Raw genomic sequence first — 25,606 nt, forward strand, 5'->3', positions numbered from 1 at the left:
ATGCGTTGTTTTTAGAGTAGCCATATCAGCGTTGTTGCGCCTTTGATCTATAAATACTGAATTAATGAGTTAAACAGGGACTCACTCAATTCGGTCAGTTTTTAAATCTTCTCAATGAGCAACAACGCAAACATGGCCTTTAAAATTAAAGTACCGCTTCTACGTTTTTGACAACGTTTTCAACAGTAAAGCCGAAGTGTTTCATCAACACGCCGCCAGGTGCAGATTCGCCGAACGTATCGATACCGACAACTGCGCCTTCTAAACCAACATATTTACGCCAAAAATCAGTAATACCTGCTTCAATCGCCACACGTTTTACACCGGGTGTTAATACGCTGTCTTTATAAGCTTGGTCTTGACGATCAAATACATTTGTTGATGGCATTGAAACAACACGCGCTTGGATCCCTTTTTCTGCTAAGGCTGCTTGTGATTTTATTGCTAAATCAACTTCTGAACCGGTTGCAATGAGGATAACTTGAGCATTGCCTGCTGCTTCTGAAATAACATATGCCCCTTTACGGATAGCTGCTATTTGTTCATCAGTACGCGCTATGAAAGGCAAACCTTGACGACTTAACACCAAGCTTGAAGGCCCTGTCATACGTTCAATTGCCATTACCCAGGAAACCGCTGTTTCTGTGGTATCGGCAGGTCGCCAGACATCCATATTTGGGATGTAACGCATAGCAGAAGTATTCTCAATCGGCTGATGCGTTGGACCGTCTTCCCCTTGACCAATAGAGTCATGAGTTAAAACAGCAATGGTGCGAATTTTCATTAACGCTGACATACGCAAAGCACTTTTCGCATAATCAGAGAACATGTGGAATGTTCCGCCGAAAGGCAATAAGCCGCCATGTAACGACATACCGTTCATAATTGTGAACATGCCAAACTCACGCACACCATAGGAGATGTAATTCCCCATTTCTTTACCGCTGACATGCTTAAAGCTGCTGCAACTGGTTAAGTTAGAGCCTGTTAAGTCCGCAGAACCACCTAAAAATTCAGGTAATGTGGGAGCTAATCCGCCAATTACTTTTTGTGAAGATTGACGTGTGGCAAGATTTTCTGCTTTTGCGTTGGTTTCTGCAATCAATGCGTCAGCCGCTGCCTTCCAATTAGCCGGCAATTCACCAGCCATACGACGTTTGAATTCTGCTGCTAATTCTGGGTATTCTGCCGCATAGGCTGCGAATTTTGTATCCCATGCCGCTTCGGTTCTAGCGCCTTTTGCTTTAGCATCCCAGCCAGCATAAACATCGGCAGGAATCTCAAACGGGCCATGATCCCAACCCAGAGCAGCCTTTGTCAGATTGATTTCCGGCTCGCCTAAAGCCGCACCATGACATTCATGAGTACCCGCTTTGTTTGGCGATCCAAAACCAATAGTTGTTTTGCAGCAGATTAATGATGGCATATCAGTCATTGATTTAGCCGTGGCAATTGCCTTATTAATCTCTTCAGGATTATGTCCGTCTACTGACAGAACGTGCCAACCGTAGGCTTCAAAACGTTTTACCGTATCGTCCGTGTACCAGCCTTCAATATGACCATCGATAGAAATACCGTTATCATCCCAAAAAGCAATTAAGTTGCCTAAACCCCAAGTACCCGCTAATGCACAGGCTTCATGAGAAATGCCTTCCATCAAACAGCCATCGCCCATGAATACATAGGTATGGTGATCAACGATTTTATGACCTGGACGGTTGAATTGGTCTGCAAGCAGCTTTTCAGCCATCGCAAAACCTACACCATTGGCAATACCTTGTCCTAACGGTCCGGTCGTTGTTTCAACGCCTGGTGCATAACCGTATTCAGGATGTCCCGCACATTTTGAATGTAGTTGACGGAAAGAAGCTAATTCACTCATAGGCAAATCATAGCCACTCAAATGCAATAGCGAATAAATCAGCATTGATCCGTGACCGTTGGAAAGAACAAAACGGTCACGATCTGACCATTTCGGATTGGACGGATTGTGGCGCAGGTGATCATTCCACAACACCTCGGCAATGTCCGCCATGCCCATAGGTGCGCCTGGATGCCCAGAGTTTGCTTTCTGCACGGCATCCATGCTCAAAGCGCGTATGGCGTTCGCTAATTCTCGACGCGAAGTCATATTCTTCTCCTTACTATTATTAGATTACTAAATGGTGAATTTTCAGCCTGATCGACTCTGTCACAACATGTTCTTTCGGCGCTTACCCTGCGCAAGGATCAGAACGAGTGGTCATAGCCACTCGTTCCTGTGCCGCTATTCTAAATTAGCGTGCCTTTCTCTCATTACTTCTTCAGCAATTCCCTTATCATGAATGATATGGGAAATGGTTGCTTCCAAAAACAACAAGGTAGACAGTTCAAACACAGTCCCCATGGGCATCCCTAAAACCTTACCATATTGTTCCGGGTTACCGATTTGAAATACCGCATCGGCCAGATCGCCGATGGTTGAGCTGCTTTTCGCAGAGATCAAAACGATGTTAGCACCTATTTTTTTTGCACTTTTAGTGAATGCTATTAATTGCTCAGTCTCTCCGGATCCGGAAATAATGATCAACAAATCACCGTTTTTAATGCTCGGTGTCACAATTTCACCTACGACACTGACATCGTAACCGCCGTGAACCAGCCTCATCGCAAAGAAATTACCAACCAGCTTGGATCGCCCCGCGCCTGCAATAAATATACGCTTGGCGTTATCAAGCAATTGGGTCAACTTTACATCATACGTATCATCTGTAGCTTCAAGAACACCTGAAATCTTTTCTATGATAAGTTGCTGATGCATAATTATACCGCGTCAACCAATTCGCGAATCTCACGCGCTGCATCAGCAGGTGAAGCTGCACCATAGATTGCTGCACCAACCACGATGATGTTTGCGCCTGCGCGAACTACATCTTGAACAGTAGACGGTTTAATACCACCGGCAACAGAAATTCTGACGTTTAAGCCCAGTCTTGCGATGTCGTTCAAATCAGCAAAAGGAGTATGACCTGCAGCTTGAGCATCAAGACCTGTATGAATACCCATGATATGAGCACCCATGTCGGCAGTTGCACGTGCGCATGCAACTTTATCTTCAACATTAATTAAATCGATTTGAGCTTCTGCACCGTATGCATTGGCTGCTTTGATAACGCCTGCGCAAGTTGCAAGGCCGGATACGCCTAAAACTGTACAAATGTCAGCACCTGCCGCATAGAAAGGTGTTGCTTCGTACTCGCCTGCGTCCATAGTTTTAAGGTCAACTAAAAGCAGTTTTTCTGGGAATCTTGCTCTTAATTCTTTAACCAGGTTAAGTCCATTATATTTGATGCATGGAGTTCCGATTTCAAAAATATCAACGTAAGGAGCTACTAAGGTAGCAAGGCCTACTGTTTGGTCGAAATCCAATGAATCTAATGCCATTTGTATTAATGGTTTTGCCATGATGCGTGCTCCGATGGGTTATAGTAATAGTTATAATTTTAGTTACTTACTCTTTATGCGAATGCAACTTTAAAGTAGAAAGGGGACCGATGTCAATGCCCAATGCTCAATGTTCTGCGTTGGCACACCGATAACAGCTGAATGAGGGAAATATACAAGCAAAATGTTATAAGCTTTATTTTATACATCCGAGACAATCCGACTTCCTCCATAACGCTAGGCATTCCGTCTCTTCCTGCCGATTAAAATACTTCTTAACGACTCCAAAACAACACGTCCAACCTTCTTATTCAAACAATCGCAAGCACCAACAAGGTGTTTTTGCCCTGCATATACTTATGCAGCAGCAGCCCCCTTCCCTTTTACAATGCAGCTTTCAGCACCCCACTCTTAAATACAGCCATCCACACCGCTGAATCGGTTCATATATCATTATGGTGTGCATGTGGACAAAATAAAGCTCTTTGTGTCAAGCTTCGAACAAAATTCAACGCCCCCCTTACGGCCCAGTAATTAAACAACCTAACGATCAAAATTTTGCATATCGATAACCAAGTGACTTAGAAACACTAAGACAGGGTCAACAAAAAACGCAAAACTGATCATTCAATTCGCTCATCCGTTGCCTTACACCCAAAACCGGTAACTATGCCCCCCAACGGAATGCATACATCTTGTAATTCGATATAAATTATAATAACAATCCCAATTAAGAGAGAAATAACCTGATGGAACCATTTATCAATATACGCGCACTCATCATCGACATGGATGGCGTTTTATGGCACGGCGACCAGCCAATGCCCGGTTTGACCGACTTCTTTCAAACCATACGCGAGCAACAAATTCCTTTCATCCTGGCGACCAACAACGCCCGGCTAACTCAAGAGCAGTATGTCATCAAACTGGCGCAAATGGGCGTAGAGGTAAGCCGTGATGAGATACTGACCTCCAGCATGGCAACGGCGCTATACTTGACCGAGCACACCAATCCGGCCGAGAGCCGCGTCTATGTTATCGGCGAAGATGGCGCTAAGCAGCCGCTTATTGAACGAGGCTTTACCTTGACCGAACTGTATGAATTGAATGATGACAAAGACAATCCCAACATGGGTGCCGACATTGTTGTCTGCGGCATGGATAGAAACTTATCCTGGGACAAACTGGCAACCGCTACCCTGAATATTCGCGCCGGCGCCCAATTCATCGGCACTAATGCCGACACCACGCTACCGACAGAACGAGGACTCACCCACGGCAATGGCGCAATTCTGGCCGCATTACAGGCAGCCACCGGCGTAACGCCTATCATCATCGGTAAACCAGAACCTATCATATACCAGCAAGCGCTAGCGTTGCTGTGCGTCGATCCGGGTCAAACAGTGGCTATCGGCGATCGATTGGAAACTGATATTCTTGGCGCAGTTCGCACCGGGATACGCAGCCTTATGGTTTTATCGGGCGTGTCCACCGAAGACGATTTTAAAACAACAGACTATCGACCAACCTGGGTTATGCCGGACATCCGCGCAGTGACGCAAGCATTAAAAAACTGACAGCTACGCATTAAAGCTAATAGATCAGGCTCACTGCCCGCGCTATCATTAAAAAACCTGCCCTCATCGGAGCCGCTGCAATGAAAAAATTCATCAATAGCATTGATAACCTGCTTGACGAAAGCCTGAGCGGCTTTGCCAAAGCCCATGCAGATATAATTCAACTCAACACCCAGCCGCACTTTGTGAGGCGCAATAAGCCCACCGCACCCGGCAAAGTTGCACTGATTTCAGGCGGCGGCTCAGGCCATGAACCTTTGCACAGCGGCTTTGTCGGCTCAGGCATGCTGGATGCGGCCTGTCCGGGCCAAGTATTCACCTCCCCCACTCCCGATCAAATGCTGGCTGCGGCGCAAGCTATGGAAAATGGCGGCGGCGTGTTATTCATCGTCAAGAACTATGCAGGCGACGTGATGAACTTCGAAATCGCCGCCGAAATGCTCGATTGCCCGCATGACACCGTCCTGGCCTGCGATGATGTTGCCTTCCCCAAAACCCACAGCACCGGGCGACGCGGCGTTGCAGGCACCCTGATTGTGGAAAAAATTATCGGCGCGGCGGCAGAATCGGGCGCAGATTTGGCGGCCTGCAAAGCTTTGGGCGATAGAGTCAACATTGCCACCGCGTCCATGGGCGTAGCTTTGACCAGCTGCACAGTACCCGCTCTGGGTAAACCCACTTTCGACATTGGTGAAAATGAAATCGAAATGGGCGTAGGTATTCATGGTGAGCGCGGACGTGAGCGTTTAACCATGCGCAGCGCCACCGAAATTGTCGACTACCTGTCCGGCATTATTGATGACGATTTGAAACCGCAAAAAGGTCAATCGGCGTTACTGCATATCAACGGCTTCGGCGCCACGCCGTTAATGGAACTGCATCTTATTTATGAGCTGGCTTCCCGGTTCTGGGAAAAACGCGGCGTTAACATCTGCCGCTCCCTGGTCGGCAACTACACCACCTCGCTCGATATGGCGGGCTGCTCGATCACCCTCAGCCTGCTTGACGAAGAACTGCTCCGCCTGTGGGATGCGCCCGTCCATACCGCGGCCTTACGCTGGGGCTGTTAAATGCTTCGCCAGCACATCGACCAGCGCACAAATCATTAACTGACTGGTTTTAGCCCCCGCATCGATATGCCCCCGGCTGCGCTCCTCCAGAAAAGAAGCGCGTCCCTTAGTCGCCAGCATGTCCCGGGTAGACTCCATACCCGCGATTGCTGTCCGCGCGACATTGTCCAATGCTACAGGTAACGCAACCGAATCCGCTGCCGCCTGCCGCAAGCTTGCCGCGACCGGAATCAGTACATCCAGCATCGTTTTCTCGCCTGCATCGGCCTTGCCGCGCTGTTTTACTGCATCCACACCGCTGGTAAAAATCTCGGCAAAAACCTGTAAATCCAAAGGCCGTTCGCGAGCCGCTTTGCTCATCGCAACAAACAAGGTACCGTATAAAGAACCCGATGCGCCGCCCACCGCCGTCATCATGGTCATACCGATTTTCTGCCAGGCCGCCACCCAATCGAGCGTTGCCAATTCACCGCTCTGCGCTATCAGCGCTTTAATACCGCGTTGCAGATTAGTCACATGATCGCCATCACCGATAGCTTGATCCAAAGCCGTCACCTCTTCGGCGTTTGTTTCGATTGTTTTGTCTATTACCTGAATCAGGCTGGGTAATAACGCGGGAGCAAATTGCATGGTATTCCTCCAATTCAAAAAGTAATTAGGGTGATGTGCAATTCACCCGTTTGGCGAATCATACCCCAAGCAACACCTCATAAGTTAAGCTAAAAATAACTTTAATTCTCACTTGTTCTTTATTTGTTCTGATGTTATATTTTTAAAAAACGAATAGAGAACGGATTATGATTAAATCACTTACCAGAAAGCAGCAGGAGGTTTTCGATTTCTTACTGCAAAACCAGAACAACTTCCCCCATCCGCCCACGCTGGAAGAGCTTTGCGCGGGCATGGGCTTAAAGTCTCGCGGCTCCTTACATAACCACATTAAAGCCTTGATTAACGAAAACCTGGTCGAAGCACCGGAACGCAAGCAGCGAGGTATTCGCCTGACAGAATACGCCAAAGAAATGATCGGCTATTCCAATGATCAAAGCGCTCTGCCTTTTGTCGGATTTATTGCCGCCGGAAAACCCATCGAAGCCGTCGAAAACATTACTTATATGTCCATCCCCGAGCAACTGAAAACACAAAACCCCTGCTATGTTCTTAAAGTAAAAGGCGATTCTATGCTTGAGCAAGGCATCTATGATGGCGACTGGGTAATTATCGAACAACGCTGCCACGCCCGTAATGGCGAAATTGTGGTGGCCTTGATCAATAAAGCCGAAGCCACGTTGAAATTTATCGAGCAATACCCGCACGAAACATTACTTATCCCCGCTAATTCAACCATGGAAGCGATGCGTTACACCCCGGAACAAGTGGAAATTCAAGGCGTATTAGTGGGCCAAATGCGTAGCTATACTAAAAATCATTAGGAGAAATATCATGTTGCAACAACGGATACACATGCGAGACCAAGTGACCAATCGAGTTGAAATAATTATGGGAGACGGCAAACCGCCATTTGTTGAACGACTGGAGGAATTTGCAACATCCCTATTATTCGTAGTCATCATTATTTTTCTTATTCGTATATAAGACCGTATTTGCCCGCTAACTAACTATATGAGCAAAAAACCTCAGCCGGCAAACCATAGCCGGTATCCAGCCACATGGACGTGAAGACACAGATTGGCATTACGCCTCAGCCGAGCGCTAGAGACAATAGCCTCAAGATAATCAGCATTGGAAACCGACCTCATGCCGATATGCCCCCTCCCCAAAAAAATTGCGTATAAAATTTCCCCGAAGGGATGACGAATCTTTATCACTGCTTAATCTATTTTGCCGATCAAGATATGTCTTGAAAAAATCATCAACAAAAGATATGGTTCGCGCGAAATAACAGCGCATTACATTCAAGTTCCTTATCCCCTGATCACAGCATCCTTAACATGCCCGACTTCGGATAATTGATTTCTTTGGCGCACACAACCACTCGGGCTTCGCGTTGAAGTCCGGTTATGTACCTAAATCCATCAAACGCCACCCTCTTACCTACAAGGTTACTATAAATGCCCATTTCGCTTGCCGTTCTTGAAAATGTGATCCGTGAAGCCGGATCGATTGCCATGACTCATTTTAAGGACTTGAAAAATTTAGAAGTCACTAAAAAAAGCCCCCGGGACTTAGTCACCGATGCCGACGTGGCGGTTGAAGCTTTTTTACAGGAATCACTGGCCAAGCATTACCCGCAATTCGGTTTTTGGGGGGAAGAGAGCGGGCAAAGCGCAAATCAATCCAGCCGCTGGATCGTCGATCCGATTGACGGAACCCACTCATTTTCAAGAGGCCAGTACTTTTGGGGCATCAGCGTTGCACTGGAAATTGATCAGGAACTTATCTTCGGAGCGGTCTACGCGCCCGCACTGGATGATTACTATGCCGCCGAAAAGGGCAAGGGAGCCTGGAAAAACGGCCACCCCATTACCGTCTCCAATGAAAGCAACCTTGCCGATGCGATGGTTGCAACCGGATTCGCCTGCTTGCGCTCGTACTTAAAAGAAAACAACCTGCAACGGTTTTGCAGGATCGCTGAGATAACCACCGGGCAGCGCCGTTTTGGCTCTGCGGCAATCGATCTATGCCTGGTTGCAGATGGCCAAGTTGACGCTTTTTGGGAACAGGAGTTGAACCTGTATGACGTAGCAGCCGGCGCATTGATTGCTGCCGAAGCTGGCGCTACAGTTACAGACTTTCAAGGTAATAAAGGCCTCTTTCCAAAGCAGATCCTGGTAACCAACGGGAAAATTCTTAACCAACTGCTTCCGCTGATGTAATATCCGGCGATTTACTATTATGCGCTGGAATCCGGCAATGAATCCCTTTCGCAGGGTGGGCTCCAAAAGTAGACATTTTTCTGCCTTCCCAAAACACAAAAAGACCACCCATAAAAAACCACCCAACCCCGCGAAGGATTGGATGGCTTGGTTGGAATTAAGGTGCGATTAAATACAGGTCATGAGCTGTGTGCTTGGGCAGAAAAACCTGATTAGTTAGAATGAATCGCACCAGTATCAATGTGATGGTTAATTTTGGCTGACTTGATGGCAAACAGCAAAGCAATCAAACCCCATAAAGCAACAAGCCCCATTCCTAAAAGTGCAGCAATTTCAATGGTCATTTTATTCCCCTTCTTCGTCTTGAATAGACATGAGCAGATGCGAGATGGTTTGGCAAACTATCCACCAGATAAACGCACCCAACAGGATTACCGGGCTGTTACTTGAATAGCCTATGAAACCCAATCCGACACCGCCGAAATTAGAAATCTTTTTTAATTCGTCAGCAATTGATTTTCTGACTTCACGATCAAATTTTAGTTTCATGCAAAGAATATAGCATAAAAATATTTTAACTCCGCAAAAAACCATCCAACTCCGTGAAGGATTGGGTAGTTTGTGTTTGGTGGGGTGCGATTAAATACAGGTTATGCGTTTAATCGCGTGGACAGAAAAACGCAGCCCACCTTACCCCGCTGAAATAAAATCGCCTTTTGCTCTATGGATTCAAAAGGTATTCGGTCAATGGCTTGAGCGGGGCCTCGGATTGTCCCGTTTTTTGGCAGGCAGTTGGCAGCCCCAGCAAACAGGCTTGCTTATAGGCCTGCATGGCGGCCGTAGAATCATTAAGCCCTTCCAAGGTACGCGCTTTACCCAGATAAAGTTTTGCTTTATTCGTCGGCAGCAGTTCGATGGCTTTGTTAATGTCGTTTAGGGCAGGCAGATATTGTCGACTTTCCAAATAGGCCGAACCGCGATTCTGATAGGCATAGCCGACGTAGTAGCCTTTTAGCTCGATTACTTTGCTTAAATCTGCTATCGCTTCGGCATAGTGTTTTACCCTGATTAATTCTGTGCCTCGGTTGTACAATATTCTATCTATGCCCAAGCGTTTTTCATCTGCATTCTCGACCAGTCGAGCCGCATCGTCCCAAAGCAGTAGTGGGTGGGAAAAGGTTGTAAGGCGCAGCCAGGATAAAGGCATCATGAGCAGTGCAACAAAAGTCAGGGTAATAGCCGCCTGTTTTGCGTTCAGTTTTTGGCACAAAAAAGGCAACGCAGCGAAAGCGCCAGCCATCCACAGATAACTGCGGTAAAGCACAAAAGACTCCTGAATCCTGATGGTTGAAAGCTCAGTGGCAAATAACAGCCACGGGCAAAGTAGCGCAAAACCCAGCAAACCTTTTATCCCTCTTTGCAGCAGCGGGCGAGTTGCAATGATCGGGTAAACTATAAACCCGATCAACCCGAAAATTTCCGGCCAAGACCACAGGCTCAAGGCAAAGGCTTGCGGCATATCGACAGACATCCACGCCGGGCTTGGAGCGATCCATACCCACAGGTATTTAAAAAACAGGAAGCACTGTGTCAGCATCGACAAGGGATAAGCTAGATGCACATCAAAGTCCGGTCCCAGCAAAGACATTGAATTTTCGGCTGTTAGCTCATAAGCCTGTCCCAAAATATGTGCCGACTTGATCTGGAGAACTACGAATCCGCCAATCAAGCCATAGAGCATGAAGGCTGGCCAAATCAGCATCAATCGTTGACGGTTGGGCTGGTTATTGACCAGCAACAACAAGGCTATCGTTACCGCAGGGGTCATGATGGCGTGTTCTTTCGACAGCACGGCCAGAAAATACGTAACGGCGGAAGCCAATAACCAACGGTAGTTATCTCTAATCAAGCCCTCCAGAAACAAACGCCAGGTTAGCAAGGCGAACAATGTTGCCATCAGCGTGGAACGCTGAACTAAATAGGCGGCCGCATAAACAGAGGCCGGGTGCAAAGCAAAGATCAATGCGCCAAACCAGGCCAGCCAGTGCGGTGACAGGGCCTCGTTACTTTCGTCACTATTGGGAAGAACCCGTTCAAACAATCGGCGCAAAAATAAAAACAGGGTGATGGTCGTGGCAAGATGCAAAGCCAGATTACCCAGACGAAACCCGATCAGATCCAAACCAAACAACGAACGAGTCCACTCCAAGGTAGCATAAGGCAGCCAGCGCAAATCAAAGCTGAATAGCTTACCCAGATATTGATCATGCACCGAGCCATCGAAAAAATAGATGTCATCAAAGACGACGGGATTCCAGAAAAATTGCCCATAGAGCAGTGTGACCGGCAAGCATAAAGCGAGTAAGGAAAAAAAAGTTCTCATGGTGTTGCCTTAAGTCCGGTGCGTTACCGCGCGGGGGAGGGGATCAATGTCCATCACCGTCGGACGGGGTTGCAAACCCCGCCCCGCTGAGGAAGGTTACTTACGTGACTCAGCTAACATCTCTAGCCAGTGACACTTTGCACAGTAGAATTTAGTTATTCCTCTACGCCATGCCTTAATCGTACGCTTTGAATGTGGAGATACAGTTGAGCAACGTGCACATCTAAAGGTCTTACTTCCTGGAACCTTTTGATGAAAAAATATAGACTTAATCAATAGGACTAAACCAAGAAGAACGACACTAATGACTATTCTTGATTCCAAAATATACTCCACATTTTTCTAAAAAATCGTAACTATAGTTTAAAATCAAACGATATGAAAATTTTTTACCACAAGCCCATCCCGTTTGGGGTGTGACCGGTAAACATAAAAAAACCACCCAACCCCGTTCAGGATTGGATGGTTTAATTGAATATGATTAAATCAGCTTATGCGTTATGCAGGTGGGTATAAAAACACCGCCCACCCTTGAAACACTTAATGATTAGTTCTTAACATAACCCAGGGTTAAGCACTGACCGCTATAAACCCAATCTAATCGGTGTGCAGTCGCGTTTCCTGTTGGTGTCATAGTACATGTATCTGCGGCAGCAATACCTTTGTAAGCATTTGGAGTTGCTAAAATAACCCCTGCATCACTCACAGCAACTGAAGCTAATAATTTTCCAGTGACACCAGAAATTGCACTTGGAACCCCATTTGATCCCGCTCCGCAGCCAGTGATGGTGCCGGTAGGTGCGCCCTGATCACTCCAGCATGCGTCAACACCTGTTTTAAAGGGTGCCATTGATGATGTGAGTTCAGTGTAAGTTGCCTTCTTGATGTAATCCTGATAAGCCGGAATCGCCACCGCCGCTAGAATACCAATAATCGCAACCACGATCATTAATTCGATTAAGGTAAAACCTTGTTGTGGTTTTTTCATAGATAATGTGTTCATCAGACAAGCCTCGTTAAGTGAAAAAATAAACTACAACAAGACATAAGCAGAAGCCATGCCAAATAGTTACTCTTGGCCTGTCATCGCGGTTAAAACAGGGAAACAGTTTTTATATTACAAAAACAAGCCGCGCGAACAACCGGCTGCGGCAAAAATGCCCGGCAAAAAGCCCTGCCATGATAAAATGCCCTTCAAAAAGCCCTGCCAAAACCAAAACCATTGCGCTCATTTATAACAAGGGATGTCACATGCAACACGTCAGCCTACACGCCGCCACCACCTTGACCGAATGGAGCGAGCGCACCATAAGACGCCGCCTTGCCGACGGCAGCATACAGTGCGCCGCCGATAATGAGGCCTATTACAAGACTATGATCTGTTTCGATTCGATCAAACACGACATTTGCCTCCCCCTTAATTCCGATGATATTGAACTGATTAAAAGTGCCGATTCCGGCGATGCAAAGGCACAAAATGATTTGGCGTTACTTTTTTTAGAACATAACAAGCTGAAAAGCGCGGTGTATTGGCTGGAATTGGCGGCAAAGCAACATTGCACCGATGCGATGCATTTGCTGGGCTGTTGTTATTTGGAGGGTAACGGCTTACCTAAAGACAATAATCTTGCCCTTATGTGGATTGCCAAAGCGGCCTCGCTGGGTCACCCGATAGCGCTCGCGCAGATTCAGTCGATACGCCTGACTTAAAAGTTGCGGTGTACGTACCGTGAGTATGCTGAACAGCAAGTCATTCGCTGCAAATTGATTCCACGATGCCTCATCCAAGCTACTTGATGAATAGTTACAAAATAAAGGCTTACATAGTGCAACATACTATATATTGCTATAGCATACCTATACAGCATCAAAAGGATCCATACGATGACGACTCTAGCCAACACCCCCAAGAAAGCAACCAACATTACCCTCTCATCCGCTGTATTGACTGAAGCGAAGGCGTTAGGAATCAACATTTCCCAGTCTTGCGAGCAATTCTTACGCGAACTGGTGCGCAATGAACGCGAACGGCGCTGGCAGCAGGATAACGCCGATTTTATCGCCGCTTATAATCAGACCGTGGCGGATGAAGGTTTGCCATTAGACTCATGGCGCTGGTTCTGACATACCGCGTTTTGATGCCTCTCGCAACAGTGGTGAATAGGCTTAAATGACGCCGTATTTTCTGGATGTTCAAAGTGATTTGTTACAAAGACTGGAGACCCGCATCGTCATACCGCTACGCAGACGCGATCGTTTTGCCGCCGTTAATCTTCCCGCCAATCTTACGCCGACATTTGAGATAGAAGGTGTCGAATGCCTGCTGGAAACACCCAACCTAGCAGCCGTGCCGCTTCGCTTGCTGAAAACGCCAATCGCATCACTTGCATCCAGGCAATTCGAAATTACTGCGGCGTTGGATTTTCTATTTCAGGGATTCTGAGATTTGTTGATACCGAACAACCGCTGACCACAATGGGCGGTTGTTCGGTAAAAGATCTGCTTACTGTAACTTAGCCTTAAGCATTTTGTTCACTTCGCCGGGATTTGCCTTGCCCTGCATTTCCTTCATCACCTGCCCGACAAAAAAACCGAAAACTTTATCTTTACCGCTACGGTATTGCTCAACCTGATCCTGGTTGTCGGCAATGATTTTATCGATAATAGCCTCAATAGCGCCAGTATCGGTGATTTGTTTCAAGCCTTTGGCTTCGATAATTTCATCGGCTGTAGCGGTGCTCTGCCACAGTTCTTCGAACACCTGTTTGGCAATCTTGCCGGAAATGGTGTCGTCGCTGATGCGCTTTAACAATCCCGCCAGACGCTCGTGGCTAACCGGCGAATCGGTAATTTCCAGGTCGGCTCTATTAAGCGCGGCTAAGAGATCGCCGGTCACCCAGTTGGCGCACATTTTCGCTTCGCAGCCCGACTCTTTAACCACGGTTTCGAAATAATCAGCCAGCGAACGAGAAGATGTCAGGATCGTAGCGTTCTCTTCATCCAAAACATAATCATCCTTAAAGCGCTGTTTTTTCGCTTGCGGCAATTCCGGCAATTGGGCTTTTATTTGCGCTTTAAAGTCTTCATCAATCAATACCGGCAACAGATCGGGATCGGGAAAATACCGGTAATCATTGGCCTCTTCCTTGCTGCGCATGGAGCGAGTTTCATCCTTGTCGGAATCGTACAATCGGGTTTCCTGAACTACGGTACCGCCGCTTTCTATCACCTCGATTTGCCGCTCGATTTCGTGATTGATGGCTTTTTCGACAAACTTGAACGAGTTGATATTTTTGATTTCAGCCCGGGTGCCGAATTCTTTTTGGCCTTTGGGACGCACCGATACGTTGGCATCGCAGCGGAACGAGCCTTCCTGCATATTACCGTCGCAAATACCCAGATAGCGCACCAGTTCGTGCATTTTCCTCATGTAAGCCACGGCTTCTTTAGCCGAACTCATTTCCGGCTCGGAAACGATCTCCAGCAACGGCGTACCGGCACGGTTTAAATCGATCCCGGTCAAGCCGTGAAAACTGCCATGCAACGATTTGCCCGCGTCTTCTTCCAGATGAGCGCGAGTGATGCCGATGCGCTTGCTTACGCCGTCAACGTCAATATCCAGATGGCCGACACCGACGATAGGCAAATCCATCTGGCTGATTTGATAGCCCTTGGGCAAGTCCGGGTAAAAATAATTTTTCCTGGCGAAAACCGAATACGGCGCGATATGCGCTTCGATGGCCATGCCGAAGATGACCGCCATGCGCACGGCCTCTTCATTCAATACCGGCAACACGCCCGGCAAGCCTAAATCGACCGCGCAGGCCTGGGTGTTGGGTTCCGCGCCGTAAGCGGTGGACGCCCCGGAAAAGATTTTTGATTTTGTGGCGAGTTGGGCGTGAATTTCCAAGCCGATTACTGTTTCCCATTGTGTATTCATTTTAGTAGTTCCGTGTTATTCGGCAAAAACATCGGCCAGATCAATATCCAGCCCAGGAAAAAGATAGGGTTTTGCGATGTCGTCACCGGCATGCATGGCGAATAGTTGGTATTTTTCGGTGTCCTTATCCAGCAGAAACTGATAGACCGCTTGTTCGTAGGGATAAACCAACCAGTACTCGGTGACGCCGTTTTCCTGATAAAGGTCGTATTTAAGGCGCATTTCTTTCTTGCTGTTACCGGGTGAGAGTACTTCGATAATCCAGTCCGGCGCGCCATTGCAACCTTGTTCGGTGAGTTTTTCTTTATCGCAGATTATGCATAAATCGGGCTGGACGACACTGAAAACCTCCTGGTCGGTTAGTTTTGATTTTTTGCTGTTGTAGAGTTTGACATCGAATGGCGCGTAAAAAAGTTTGCAGGGTCTTTTGTGGAAATACTGATAAAGACTGCCACCCAGATTGGTAATAACGCTCTGATGCTTCAGGCTAGGCGCGGGGGACATTGCCATAATCTTGCCCTTGATCAGCTCGACCGTTTCTTCCAGCCGCCACGTCAAGTAATCGGCATAGCTGTAGGTACCGTTTAAATCCAATTGCGAGAGTTCTGTGATTTTCGTCATGAGAGCGTCTCCTTATTCAAAGCCTTTTGGCGTTTGTTGGTGCCAATCGGTGACTTGTTGATACTGATGGGCGATATTCAACAACCGGTCTTCCGCAAAGTAGTTGCCGATGATTTGCAAGCCCACGGGCATGCCGTTTGCAAACCCTGCGGGAACCGACATGGCAGGAACCCCGGCAAGATTTATCGCAATCGTGTAAATATCGGATAAATACATTTCAATCGGATTGCCTATTTTTTCGCCAATACCGAACGCGGTTGACGGCGTTACCGGCCCCATAATCACATCGACTTCCGACAGCGCTCTTTTAAAGTCTTCGCTGATCAGGCGGCGGATTTTTTGCGCCTTAATATAATAAGCGTCGTAATAGCCTGCCGACAGCGCATAGGTGCCCATCAAAATGCGACGCTTAACTTCCTTGCCGAAGCCTTCGCCGCGCGAACGGGTGTACAGATCGGTTAAGTCCGCCGGATTTTCGCAGCGGTAGCCGAACCGTACGCCGTCAAAACGCGACAAGTTCGCGGAGCACTCGGCAGGAGCAATGACGTAATAAGCGGGAATGGCCAGCTTAAGCGTGGGCATGGATATTTCCGTTACTTGGGCGCCCAATTTCCGGCATTCGTTGATAGCCGCTTCAAGCGCTGTCGCCACATCGCTGTTCAGTCCTTCGCCGAAAAACTCTTTGGGCAGGCCGATTTTTAAACCTTCGAGGCTGTTGTTTAACCCGGCCCTATAATCAGGAACCGGCAAATCGACGCTGGTTGAATCCTTTTCATCGAAACCGGCCATGGTTTGCAGCATGATAGCCGCATCTTCGGCGCTACGGGTCATCGGTCCGCCTTGATCCAGACTGGAGGCATAAGCAATCATGCCGTAACGGGACACCCGGCCGTAGGTCGGTTTTAATCCGGTAATGCCGCAAAGAGCTGCAGGCTGGCGTATCGAACCGCCGGTATCGGTGCCGGTCGCGCAGACTGCCAGCCGCGCGGCAACAGCCGCCGCCGTGCCGCCTGACGAACCGCCGGGAACGGTATTAACATCCCAGGGATTTCTGACTACGCCGTAATAGCTGGTTTCGTTGGATGAGCCCATCGCAAACTCGTCCATGTTCAATTTGCCCAGCATCACCGCCCCGGCGTTATTAAACTTATCCACCACCGTTGCATTGTAGGGTGCAATAAAATTATCCAGGATTTTTGAACCGCAGGTTGTTTTAACGCCCTCTGTGCAAAAAATGTCTTTTTGTGCAACCGGGATGCCGGTTAACAGTTCCGCATCGCCCTTTGCCAACCTGGCGTCGGCTGCTTCGGCTGCCTGCAAGGCCAAGTCTTCGGTGACCGTGATATAAGAATTAAGTGAGCTGTGCTGCTTGAGTCTGCCTAAAAAAGCCGTGGTCAATTCCACGCTTGAAAACTCGCCGGAACGCAGGCCCTTGGCTAATTCCGCAATTGTTTTGTTATGCATAGTTATTACTTTCCCTTTACTCAATTACTTTGGGCACTAGATAAAGTCCCGCTTCTACTTGGGGCGCAATGGCTTGGAATTTTTCGCGATTGTCCTGCTCGGTGACCGCATCGGCTCGTAATCTTTGCACTTGATCCATCGGGTGAGCCATAGGCTCGACGCCGTCAGTGTCAAGATCGCTCATCCGCGTCATCAAATCCAGCATCCCGGACAAGTCTTTTGCATAAGAAGCAACATCTTGCTCCTCGATTCCCAGTCGCGCTAAATGCGCAATCTTCTTCACATCATCCGCCGTTAAAGACATTTTTAACTCCCAATAAAATTTCAGCGATTCTAAATATTATTGTGTTTATAATACTTTATATCTTGCTCAAACACTCGCTTGATTGATAAAGTAATACAATTTTTATTCCCCCAAAGGATACAGCTAAAAATGTTCAAAAGAATTCGCGGCCTTTTCTCCAACGATCTCGCTATTGACTTAGGAACCGCCAATACATTGATCTACATTCCCGGCCAGGGAATTGTACTTAATGAGCCATCGGTGGTGGCTATCAAAGAAGACAGAATCAGGGGTAATAAAACCATTGCCGCTGTCGGCCTTGATGCAAAACTCATGCTGGGACGTACACCGGGCAATATTACTGCAATCCGCCCATTAAAAGACGGAGTAATCGCCGATTTTGCCGTCACCGAGCGGATGCTGAGATTTTTTATCGAAAAAGTCCACCAAAGCAAATTACTGCGCCCCAGCCCACGCATTTTAATCTGTGTTCCTTGCGGCTCAACTCAGGTTGAACGTCGTGCTATTCGAGAGTCAGCAGCAATGGCCGGTGCGCGCGAAGTTTATTTGATTGAAGAACCCATGTCGGCAGCTATCGGCGCGGGCTTGCCTGTTGATGAGGCGTGCGGCTCGATGGTTTTGGATATTGGCGGCGGCACCTCTGAAGTGGCAGTCATCTCAATAAACGGCATCGTCTATTCCTCGTCTGTCCGTATCGGCGGCGATCGCTTTGACGAAGCCATTATCAATTATGTGCGCAGAAACTACGGCACCTTGATTGGTGAGGCCACCGCAGAAAGAATTAAACATGAAATCGGCACAGCTTACCCCGGCAGCGAAGTCAGGGAAATAGAAGTTAAAGGCCGTAATCTGGCCGAAGGCGTGCCGCGCAGCTTCTCCTTGAACAGCAATGAAATCCTGGAAGCGCTGCAAGAGCCGCTATCCGGTATTGTCGGTGCGGTAAAATTGGCCTTGGAACAAACTCCGCCTGAACTCGGTTCGGATGTGGCGACTCGCGGCATATTCTTAACCGGCGGCGGCGCATTATTGAAGGATATAGACAGACTGATAGCTGAAGAAACAGGTCTGCCGGTCTATATCGCTGACGACCCGCTAACCTGTGTTGCACGAGGCGGCGGCATGGTTCTGGAAATGCTGGATAAAAAAGGAGTCTCTACTTTTTCCTTAGAGTAATGATGTTTATTCTTTAAAATCATTTATTTTGGTAGCAACAAAGTCCGCAGGTTGAGTTACAACGGCACGGGCAGATGTTTTGCTCCCTGCAAAACCTGTATTGCCCGCATCCTTGCGGGTTATGCAGGAACCGCGCAGCGGTGTCCCGAAGCGCATCTTTTTGCGCCGTAACTCAACAGATGCGGCAATGGTTTGTCGAGTTACCTACGCTACGCTAACTCGATCTACGCGTTACCAACATTTTTTAACTGGATAAAGAGGCATCCCGCTATAAAACTTTTATTTGCTACTGGTCCTTCTATCAATACCCGTCTGCTTGTGGCGATAATTGCTTCAGTTGCTTTACTGATCACTGAACACCAAAGCCATCAACTGGACGCACTTCGCGCCACATTATCAGTTATTGTCGACCCGCTGAAATATTTGGTCGATTTACCGACCGTACTGATCGAGCAAACCGCCGATTCTGTCAGCTCATACTCGACCTTAAAAAAAGAAAATACCCAATTACGCGAAGAACAATTCATCGACAAAACCCGATTGCTTAAATTCGACTCTTTGGAAAAAGAAAATATTCGTCTGCGAGCCTTATTGGAAAACTCCTTTAAACTCGGCGAACAACTGTTGATCGCGGAATTATTGTCGATCAATACCGCGCCTTACGAAAACATCGTGGTAGTCAACAAAGGCACCCGCTTCGGCGTCCACCCCCAACAGCCGGTACTGGATGCGAACGGAGTTGTCGGCCAGGTCTTTCGTGCGTTGCCGTTCAGCTCCGAAATCATGTTAATTACCGACCCTAACCATGCCATCCCGGTACAGGTTAATCGTAACGGCCTGCTGACCATTGCGGTAGGCAGCGGCCAGTTGAACCGCCTTAACTTACCTTTTTTACCCAATAATGCGGACATTCGCCCCGGCGATTTACTGATCACATCGGGTTTAGGCGGCACTTTTCCATCGGGTTATCCGGTTGCCATCGTCGATGATTTTACCCCGATAACCAACAAACCTTTCGTCAACATTACCGCCACCCCCAAAGCCATGCTGGACCGAAACAGGGAGCTGCTGATCGTCTGGAGCGACTCATCCCCCGTTTCACTCAGCTCACCGCCCACATCACACGAAAAAGCGCCCGAGACGCCCCCCCCCAGCGGCCAAGCCACCGAAAACGGATTAATACGCGAAGCACCCAAAGGGAAACGGGCAAGAACAGCCCGTGATGATAAATCCACAGGGGCACCGGCAGGGACAGGCCGTAATGACCAATCCGCCGGGAGCGGATTGACGCGCAAAGTGCCCGCCGCGGCACAGACAGGGGCGGACAATGATGAATAGCTATTCCGGCTTTGGCCGCATTATGTTGACCGTTGTCATGGCGATGTGCTTAAGAATTGCACCTTGGCCGGGTTTCTTGTCCGGTATAAATCCGGACTGGGTGCTTCTGGTGCTTATCTATTGGACCATTGCCGTACCGGAACGTATCGGTATCTTTCATGCATGGACAGTCGGGTTACTGACCGATGTATTGACCGGCAGAGTATTCGGCCAATATGCACTGGCCTATACTTTAATTATCTATTTTTGCCTGATACTGCATAAACGTTTGCGCCAATTTCCATTACCCCAACAGGGCTTGTTTATTTTCTTTTGCCTGCTGTTTTCCCAAATACTGCTTTTCTGGCTAAAAAACATTCAACACCCCGCTCAACTGCATACTTCTTTCTGGCTGCCTGTTTTTACCGGTACGCTATGCTGGCCCCTGATTTATACAGCACTGCGCCGCGTCCGTTTGTCGCGCCGCACTAAATAAAACACTCCGTAGCTGTTATGTCCCGTATCTATACTATTAAAAATAAGTTAGTAGAGAGTCGTCTTTTTCTCAACCGTATTATTTCCGCCTTTGCTCTCATACTGTTATTAACTTCCGGGCTGATCGTGCGACTGGTTTACCTGCAAATTGTCGGGCACGAACATTACGCAACACTGGCAAAAGACAACAGCATTAAAATCGAACCCCTGGTACCGACAAGAGGCATTATTTACGACCGGCACGGTAAAGTCCTGGCCGACAACACACAGTCTTTCAGCCTTGAGTTAATTCCCGAGCAAATCGCTGATCTTGATGACACGCTGCTGCGCTTGCAAAAACTACTCAACATCTCTGACGAAAAAATCGACCAATACCAGAAACAACGCAAACGGCAAAAACGCTTCGTCAGCACGCCTTTGTTAATCAGCATGACCGACGAAGAACTCGCCAAATTTGCCGTAGTCAGGCCTTATTTTCCCGGCGTTGACATTCAGGCCCGCCTGGTTCGACACTACCCCTACGCCGAGCTGGCCTCTCATGTGGTCGGCTACGTAGGCCGCATCAACGAAGCGGAAATGAAATCCCTGCCCATCGCCGAATACCGGGGCTCAACCCATGTCGGCAAAATAGGCATAGAAAACACCTATGAAGCCGAACTGCACGGCAAGACCGGCTATGCGGAAATAGAAACCAATGTACAGGCTCGCGCCATCAATACGGTGAACTCAGTTCCCCCAACGCCGGGTGAAAATCTTTATCTGACCCTGGATATAGATTTACAAAAAACCGCTTATGATGCATTGGACGGCTTCAACGGCGCAGTGGTCGCCATTGACATTAAAACCGGCGGCGTACTGGTCTTCGCCAGCCGCCCCGGCTTCGACCCCAATCCTTTTGTTATCGGCATCGCCAACGACGCCTATCAGGCCCTGCAATCCTCCGAGAATCAACCGCTCTATAATCGGGCGTTGCGCGGTTTATATCCGCCGGGATCAACCATTAAGCCGTTCATCGGACTGGCCGGACTTGAATACAATGCGATCAACGCCGAGCACAAACTGTTCTGTCCCGGTTATTATCAGCTGCCGAATGTCAGCCACCACTATCGGGATTGGAAAAAAGGCGGCCATGGTTCGGTTAATATGACCGAGGCCATTACTCAGTCCTGCGACGTGTATTTTTACAGTCTGGCATCCATGCTGGGCATAGACCGTATGCATGATTTTTTACAGCATTTTGGCTTTGGCGAAAAAACCGGCATTGATCTGTCCGGGGAAAAGCCGGGATTAATGCCCTCGCGCGAATGGAAACGCAGTCAACGCAATCAGTCCTGGTATCCGGGAGAAACGCTGATCACCGGAATAGGCCAAGGGTATCTCCAGGTTACGCCGATACAGCTGGCCAAAGCCACCGCGACCTTGGCGAATAAAGGCAAAGTCGTCACGCCCTTTCTGGTGAAAAACACTGTCGGCCCCGACCCCACCGAGCCTGACGTGGAAAATCCACCGAGCAACATTACGATTAAACCCGAAAATATTAATAGCATCATCTCAGCCATGGTCAATGTTATTCATGATCCACACGGCACAGCCAAGGGCATCAGCAAAGACATTAATTATCAAATCGCCGGTAAAACCGGGACCGCGCAGGTTTTTAATATCAAGCAGGATGCCAAATACAACGAAAACGACATCGACTTCAAATTACGCGACCATGCCTTATTTATTTCTTTCGCCCCGGCTGATGATCCCAAAATTGCAGTTGCCGTCATCGTTGAGAACGGCGGTCACGGCGGTTCAGTCGCGGCACCCATCGCGGGGCAAGTTATCAAGCAATTTTTAAGGGAGCAACAATGAAAGCTGAAACCCGTAGCGAACAATTTCATCCGCCGTCAGTTCTCGGCAATATCCTCAGAAAACTGCATATAGACATCCCCTTATTTATCGGTTTGTCGCTTATTTCCCTATTGAGCTTTATTATTCTTTACAGTGCCGGCAGTCAGGACATGGACGTGCTACTGCGCCAAGCGGCGCGCGTCGGATTGGCTTTTCTTTTGATGACAGTACTGGCTCATGTCGATCCTTACCAGTTTAAGCGCTATTCCGCACTGCTGTTCGGCTTGGGAATCTTGCTGCTCGTTGCGGTACTGGTTATGGGTCAATTCGGAAAAGGTGCGCAACGCTGGCTGGACCTTGGCGTTTTTCGTTTCCAGCCCTCGGAAATGATCAAAATCACCACGCCGATGATGGTCGCCTGGTATTTGGCGGAACACGCATTGCCGCCCAAACCCAAACAATTGCTGATAGCCAGCATACTGATCGTTGTTCCGACCTTATTGATCGCCAAACAACCTGACTTGGGCACCGCGTTACTGGTTGCCAGCTCCGGCGCCGCCGTACTGTTTTTTGCCGGTCTCTCCTGGCGGTTCATACTGGCAATCTCCGCCACACTGGCAGGACTGACACCGATACTCTGGCATTTTATGCGCCCTTATCAACGCGACCGGGTGCTCACCTTTCTAAACCCGGAAGCTGACCCGCTGGGCAGGGGCTACCATATTATCCAATCGAAAATCGCTATCGGTTCCGGCGGCATCTATGGCAAAGGCTGGCTGGGCAGCACCCAGTCGGAACTGGACTTTTTACCGGAAAGCTCCACCGACTTTATTTTTGCAGTCTTCGCTGAAGAGTTCGGACTATTCGGCTGCTTAGGCTTGCTGACCTTGTACCTGCTTATCATCAGCCGCTGCCTGTATATTGCCTCGCAGGCTCAGGACACTTACAGCCGGTTACTAGCCAGCAGCCTGGCTTTTACCTTTTTTGTTTATGTTTTTGTCAACATCGGCATGGTCATCGGCGTACTGCCTGTGGTCGGCGTTCCGTTACCCTTAGTCAGTTACGGCGGCACCTCGATAGTAACGTTGCTGGCCGGTTTCGGCATTCTTATGTCGATTCATACCCATAAAAAATTCCTGCCACACTCATGAATGGAAAAGCAGGCGAAAGACGAAGGGCTAAAGGCTAAAGGCTAAAGGCTAAAGGCTAAAGGCTAAAGGCTAAAGGCTAAAGGCTAAAGGCTAAAGGCTAAAAATTGTGGGCCTTTGTGTCTTCGATTGATACCTTAACATTTCTGTCTCACTTATGAATCCCACACAAGCTCAAACACAAGGCTAAAAAGATGCACAAATACAACCTTATATACCGGCTCAGAAGCATCCCTTGCGCCTTGCGCCTTGCGCCCTTCGCCTTGTGCCTCTTACTCGCCTCCTGTACCGGCAACATAAAAGACACCGAATCAGTTCATACCTTTATCGAGCAAATGGTCACAAAGCACCAGTTCGATGAAGCAGAACTTGATGATTTGTTTGAAACAGTCGAGATTAAGCAAGACATACTCAAAAGAATCTCCTCACCCTCGGAAGGCTTGCCCTGGTATAAATACCGCAAAATATTCCTGACCGAAGCGCGTATCGACGCAGGCGTGCAATTCTGGCGGGACAATGCCCCCGCGCTGGCGGCTGCGGAAAAACAATACGGCGTTCCGGCCGAAATCATTGTCGCCATTATCGGCGTTGAAACCCTGTTCGGAAAAAACACCGGCAACCATCGCGTCATCGACGCCCTGTCTACCCTGGGTTTTGCCTATCCGCCGCGCAGCAAATTCTTTCTCGGTGAACTTGAAAGCTTCCTGCTGCTCTGCCGCGACGAACATATTAACCCCGCCGATCCAGTAGGTTCATACGCAGGCGCCATGGGGCTGCCGCAATTTATGCCCAGCAGTTTCAGGGCTTATGCTGTTGATTTCGACAACGATAATCGCCGCGACATCTGGCACGACAACAGCGACGTCATAGCCAGCGTCGCCAATTATTTTGCCAAACATCATTGGCAAACCGGCCAAGCTATTGCTGTTCCCGTTACAGCTAAATACAAAAACTATGAACCAGTTCTCAACAATAACCTTAAGCCTGATTTAAGGGTTGCCGAGTTAGAATCACTCAACTTAATTACATCGAGGCAATTACCTTTAGACAGTAAAGTGAAACTGCTTAGCTTTGAACAGCAAGAACAAGGCAAAGAACTCTGGGCGGCATTAGACAATTTTTATGTCATTACCCGTTACAACCACAGTCCTTTATATGCCATGGCCGTTTATCAGTTAAGCCTATCTATTTTAAATAAAAAAGGCTCATTCCCATGAACAAGATCATACCGTTACTCCTAATTTTTGTTTTATGCAGTTGTACCACCGAACAAGTAAGAACCAGCGACATCTCAAGCCCAACATCGGTTACAACTGCCCCCTCCAGGCATCATTCAAGATTAAACATCGGTAGTTCCGATACCAGCCCCACCTCCGACGAAGAAGAAAATCTATTACCCCGCATTGTCCGTTACCTGAAACAAGGCGTAGCCTCATGGTACGGCCCCGATTTTCACGGCAAAAAAACCGCATCCGGCGAAATATACGACATGTATGCGATGACCGCCGCTCACAAAACACTGCCGATTTCATCTTACGCTCGCGTCACCAACCTGGAAAACCAGCGTAGCGTTATTGTCCGTATCAATGACCGGGGCCCTTATCATGGTAACCGCGTAATGGACCTGTCTTACGCTGCCGCCCAAAAACTGGACCTTGAACAGGCGGGAACAGGAGCCGTTGAAATCAAGGCGATAGCCCCCGAACAAGCGTTAGCGCAGCTGCAAAATGCAGCGGAACAACAAGACAAGAGCGTCTATTTACAAGTAGGCACCTTCGGCAACAAAAATAAGGCGCTGAAATTGCAAAACAAAATTGCCGCACATCAATTACCTCAGCCTGAAATACTACCATCAACACACCAAGGCGCTACGCTCTACAAGGTCCAAATGGGACCTATCAAATCACCGGAGAGTGTCCACAAACTGAATATACAGCTGGCAAAACTGGGTATAACAGCGACTCAATTTGTTACTGAAACCGATCAAAAACAAATCTCCATGATACAATAAACTCATG

26 protein-coding genes are annotated in these 25,606 nt (G+C 48.2%); 14 read left to right on the top strand and 12 right to left on the bottom strand.

The features are described 5' to 3' along the window. Positions 1-145 precede the first annotated feature (145 nt). The 3 genes from tkt to hxlA all read right to left on the bottom strand — a co-directional run bounded on the left by tkt (position 146) and on the right by hxlA (position 3,444). Positions 146-2,131, bottom strand: a complete 1,986-nt coding sequence (tkt, locus tag METTU_RS06550; RefSeq protein ID WP_006890526.1) for a transketolase — start codon at positions 2,129-2,131, stop codon at positions 146-148. Positions 2,132-2,266: 135 nt separating this feature from the next. Next, on the bottom strand, positions 2,267-2,800 hold the full coding sequence (gene hxlB, locus METTU_RS06555) for a 6-phospho-3-hexuloisomerase (RefSeq protein WP_006890527.1): 534 nt from the start codon (positions 2,798-2,800) through the stop codon (positions 2,267-2,269). Positions 2,801-2,802: 2 nt separating this feature from the next. After that, positions 2,803-3,444, bottom strand: coding sequence for a 3-hexulose-6-phosphate synthase (gene hxlA / locus METTU_RS06560; protein ID WP_006890528.1), 642 nt, complete (start codon positions 3,442-3,444; stop codon positions 2,803-2,805). Positions 3,445-4,172: 728 nt separating this feature from the next. On the opposite strand from hxlA, the gene METTU_RS06565 reads away from it, so the two are divergent. Next, the gene (locus tag METTU_RS06565; protein ID WP_006890529.1) at positions 4,173-5,000 is read left to right on the top strand and encodes an HAD-IIA family hydrolase; all 828 of its coding nucleotides are present in this window, start codon (positions 4,173-4,175) and stop codon (positions 4,998-5,000) included. 80 nt (positions 5,001-5,080) lie between these two features. Continuing rightward, positions 5,081-6,070: a dihydroxyacetone kinase subunit DhaK gene (gene dhaK, locus METTU_RS06570; RefSeq protein ID WP_006890530.1), complete on the top strand. Its 990-nt coding sequence runs from the start codon at positions 5,081-5,083 to the stop codon at positions 6,068-6,070. Here dhaK and dhaL read toward each other — a convergent pair. Then, entirely contained in the window at positions 6,053-6,700 is a 648-nt protein-coding gene (gene dhaL, locus METTU_RS06575; protein WP_006890531.1) for a dihydroxyacetone kinase subunit DhaL, read from the bottom strand. The two genes, dhaK and dhaL, sit on opposite strands and share 18 nt — an antisense overlap. A gap of 167 nt (positions 6,701-6,867) precedes the next feature. Between dhaL and lexA the strand changes: the two genes are divergently transcribed. Together lexA and METTU_RS06585 are read left to right on the top strand one after the other, a co-directional pair. Then, the gene (gene lexA / locus METTU_RS06580; protein ID WP_006890532.1) at positions 6,868-7,503 is read left to right on the top strand and encodes a transcriptional repressor LexA; all 636 of its coding nucleotides are present in this window, start codon (positions 6,868-6,870) and stop codon (positions 7,501-7,503) included. Positions 7,504-8,142: 639 nt separating this feature from the next. After that, positions 8,143-8,907 (top strand): inositol monophosphatase family protein, encoded by a 765-nt coding sequence (locus METTU_RS06585; protein ID WP_006890534.1) that lies wholly within the window; start codon positions 8,143-8,145, stop codon positions 8,905-8,907. A 212-nt stretch (positions 8,908-9,119) separates the two neighbouring features. Here METTU_RS06585 and METTU_RS24805 read toward each other — a convergent pair whose 3' ends face one another. From METTU_RS24805 to METTU_RS24810, 4 genes are all read right to left on the bottom strand, one after another. After that, on the bottom strand, positions 9,120-9,251 hold the full coding sequence (locus tag METTU_RS24805; RefSeq protein ID WP_006890535.1) for a hypothetical protein: 132 nt from the start codon (positions 9,249-9,251) through the stop codon (positions 9,120-9,122). Position 9,252: 1 nt separating this feature from the next. Continuing rightward, positions 9,253-9,456, bottom strand: coding sequence for a hypothetical protein (locus METTU_RS06590; RefSeq protein ID WP_150107747.1), 204 nt, complete (start codon positions 9,454-9,456; stop codon positions 9,253-9,255). A gap of 172 nt (positions 9,457-9,628) precedes the next feature. Then, the gene (locus METTU_RS06595) at positions 9,629-11,290 is read right to left on the bottom strand and encodes a tetratricopeptide repeat protein (RefSeq protein ID WP_006890537.1); all 1,662 of its coding nucleotides are present in this window, start codon (positions 11,288-11,290) and stop codon (positions 9,629-9,631) included. 547 nt (positions 11,291-11,837) lie between these two features. Further along, positions 11,838-12,293 (bottom strand): pilin, encoded by a 456-nt coding sequence (locus METTU_RS24810; RefSeq protein WP_006890538.1) that lies wholly within the window; start codon positions 12,291-12,293, stop codon positions 11,838-11,840. Positions 12,294-12,541: 248 nt separating this feature from the next. On the opposite strand from METTU_RS24810, the gene METTU_RS06610 reads away from it, so the two are divergent. The 3 genes from METTU_RS06610 to METTU_RS06620 all read left to right on the top strand — a co-directional run bounded on the left by METTU_RS06610 (position 12,542) and on the right by METTU_RS06620 (position 13,733). Continuing rightward, positions 12,542-13,000: a tetratricopeptide repeat protein gene (locus METTU_RS06610; protein ID WP_006890539.1), complete on the top strand. Its 459-nt coding sequence runs from the start codon at positions 12,542-12,544 to the stop codon at positions 12,998-13,000. Positions 13,001-13,174: 174 nt separating this feature from the next. Beyond that, positions 13,175-13,414 (top strand): type II toxin-antitoxin system CcdA family antitoxin, encoded by a 240-nt coding sequence (locus tag METTU_RS06615; protein ID WP_006890540.1) that lies wholly within the window; start codon positions 13,175-13,177, stop codon positions 13,412-13,414. Between the two features lie 46 nt (positions 13,415-13,460). After that, positions 13,461-13,733 carry a CcdB family protein gene (locus tag METTU_RS06620; RefSeq protein ID WP_006890541.1) on the top strand — a complete coding sequence of 91 codons (273 nt, stop codon included), beginning with the start codon at positions 13,461-13,463 and terminating at the stop codon, positions 13,731-13,733. A gap of 60 nt (positions 13,734-13,793) precedes the next feature. Here METTU_RS06620 and gatB read toward each other — a convergent pair whose 3' ends face one another. From gatB to gatC, 4 genes are read right to left on the bottom strand one after another with little or no spacing between them, the layout of a single operon-like run. Next, on the bottom strand, positions 13,794-15,230 hold the full coding sequence (gene gatB, locus METTU_RS06625) for an Asp-tRNA(Asn)/Glu-tRNA(Gln) amidotransferase subunit GatB (RefSeq protein ID WP_006890542.1): 1,437 nt from the start codon (positions 15,228-15,230) through the stop codon (positions 13,794-13,796). 15 nt (positions 15,231-15,245) lie between these two features. Then, positions 15,246-15,851 carry a Uma2 family endonuclease gene (locus METTU_RS06630; protein WP_006890543.1) on the bottom strand — a complete coding sequence of 202 codons (606 nt, stop codon included), beginning with the start codon at positions 15,849-15,851 and terminating at the stop codon, positions 15,246-15,248. A 12-nt stretch (positions 15,852-15,863) separates the two neighbouring features. Beyond that, positions 15,864-17,315, bottom strand: a complete 1,452-nt coding sequence (gene gatA / locus METTU_RS06635; RefSeq protein ID WP_006890544.1) for an Asp-tRNA(Asn)/Glu-tRNA(Gln) amidotransferase subunit GatA — start codon at positions 17,313-17,315, stop codon at positions 15,864-15,866. 16 nt (positions 17,316-17,331) lie between these two features. Continuing rightward, positions 17,332-17,619 carry an Asp-tRNA(Asn)/Glu-tRNA(Gln) amidotransferase subunit GatC gene (gene gatC, locus METTU_RS06640; protein WP_006890545.1) on the bottom strand — a complete coding sequence of 96 codons (288 nt, stop codon included), beginning with the start codon at positions 17,617-17,619 and terminating at the stop codon, positions 17,332-17,334. A gap of 129 nt (positions 17,620-17,748) precedes the next feature. Between gatC and METTU_RS06645 the strand changes: the two genes are divergently transcribed. The 7 genes from METTU_RS06645 to METTU_RS06675 all read left to right on the top strand — a co-directional run bounded on the left by METTU_RS06645 (position 17,749) and on the right by METTU_RS06675 (position 25,599). After that, positions 17,749-18,792, top strand: a complete 1,044-nt coding sequence (locus METTU_RS06645; protein WP_006890546.1) for a rod shape-determining protein — start codon at positions 17,749-17,751, stop codon at positions 18,790-18,792. Positions 18,793-18,984: 192 nt separating this feature from the next. Then, a complete protein-coding gene (gene mreC / locus METTU_RS06650; protein ID WP_302050575.1) occupies positions 18,985-20,130 on the top strand; it encodes a rod shape-determining protein MreC in 1,146 nt (381 codons plus the stop codon). Next, on the top strand, positions 20,123-20,605 hold the full coding sequence (mreD, locus tag METTU_RS06655) for a rod shape-determining protein MreD (protein WP_150107812.1): 483 nt from the start codon (positions 20,123-20,125) through the stop codon (positions 20,603-20,605). The genes mreC and mreD overlap by 8 nt, the downstream gene beginning before the upstream one ends. 17 nt (positions 20,606-20,622) lie before the next feature. Continuing rightward, complete coding sequence (gene mrdA, locus METTU_RS06660) at positions 20,623-22,461, top strand: penicillin-binding protein 2 (RefSeq protein WP_006890549.1); 1,839 nt, start codon at positions 20,623-20,625, stop codon at positions 22,459-22,461. Beyond that, a complete protein-coding gene (rodA, locus tag METTU_RS06665) occupies positions 22,458-23,591 on the top strand; it encodes a rod shape-determining protein RodA (protein WP_006890550.1) in 1,134 nt (377 codons plus the stop codon). The genes mrdA and rodA overlap by 4 nt, the downstream gene beginning before the upstream one ends. 191 nt (positions 23,592-23,782) lie before the next feature. Further along, complete coding sequence (gene mltB, locus METTU_RS06670) at positions 23,783-24,805, top strand: lytic murein transglycosylase B (RefSeq protein WP_006890551.1); 1,023 nt, start codon at positions 23,783-23,785, stop codon at positions 24,803-24,805. Continuing rightward, positions 24,802-25,599, top strand: a complete 798-nt coding sequence (locus METTU_RS06675) for a septal ring lytic transglycosylase RlpA family protein (protein ID WP_006890552.1) — start codon at positions 24,802-24,804, stop codon at positions 25,597-25,599. The genes mltB and METTU_RS06675 overlap by 4 nt, the downstream gene beginning before the upstream one ends. Positions 25,600-25,606 lie beyond the last annotated feature (7 nt).

The sequence above is a fragment of the Methylobacter tundripaludum SV96 genome (assembly GCF_000190755.2).
Lineage (GTDB): Bacteria > Pseudomonadota > Gammaproteobacteria > Methylococcales > Methylomonadaceae > Methylobacter_A > Methylobacter_A tundripaludum.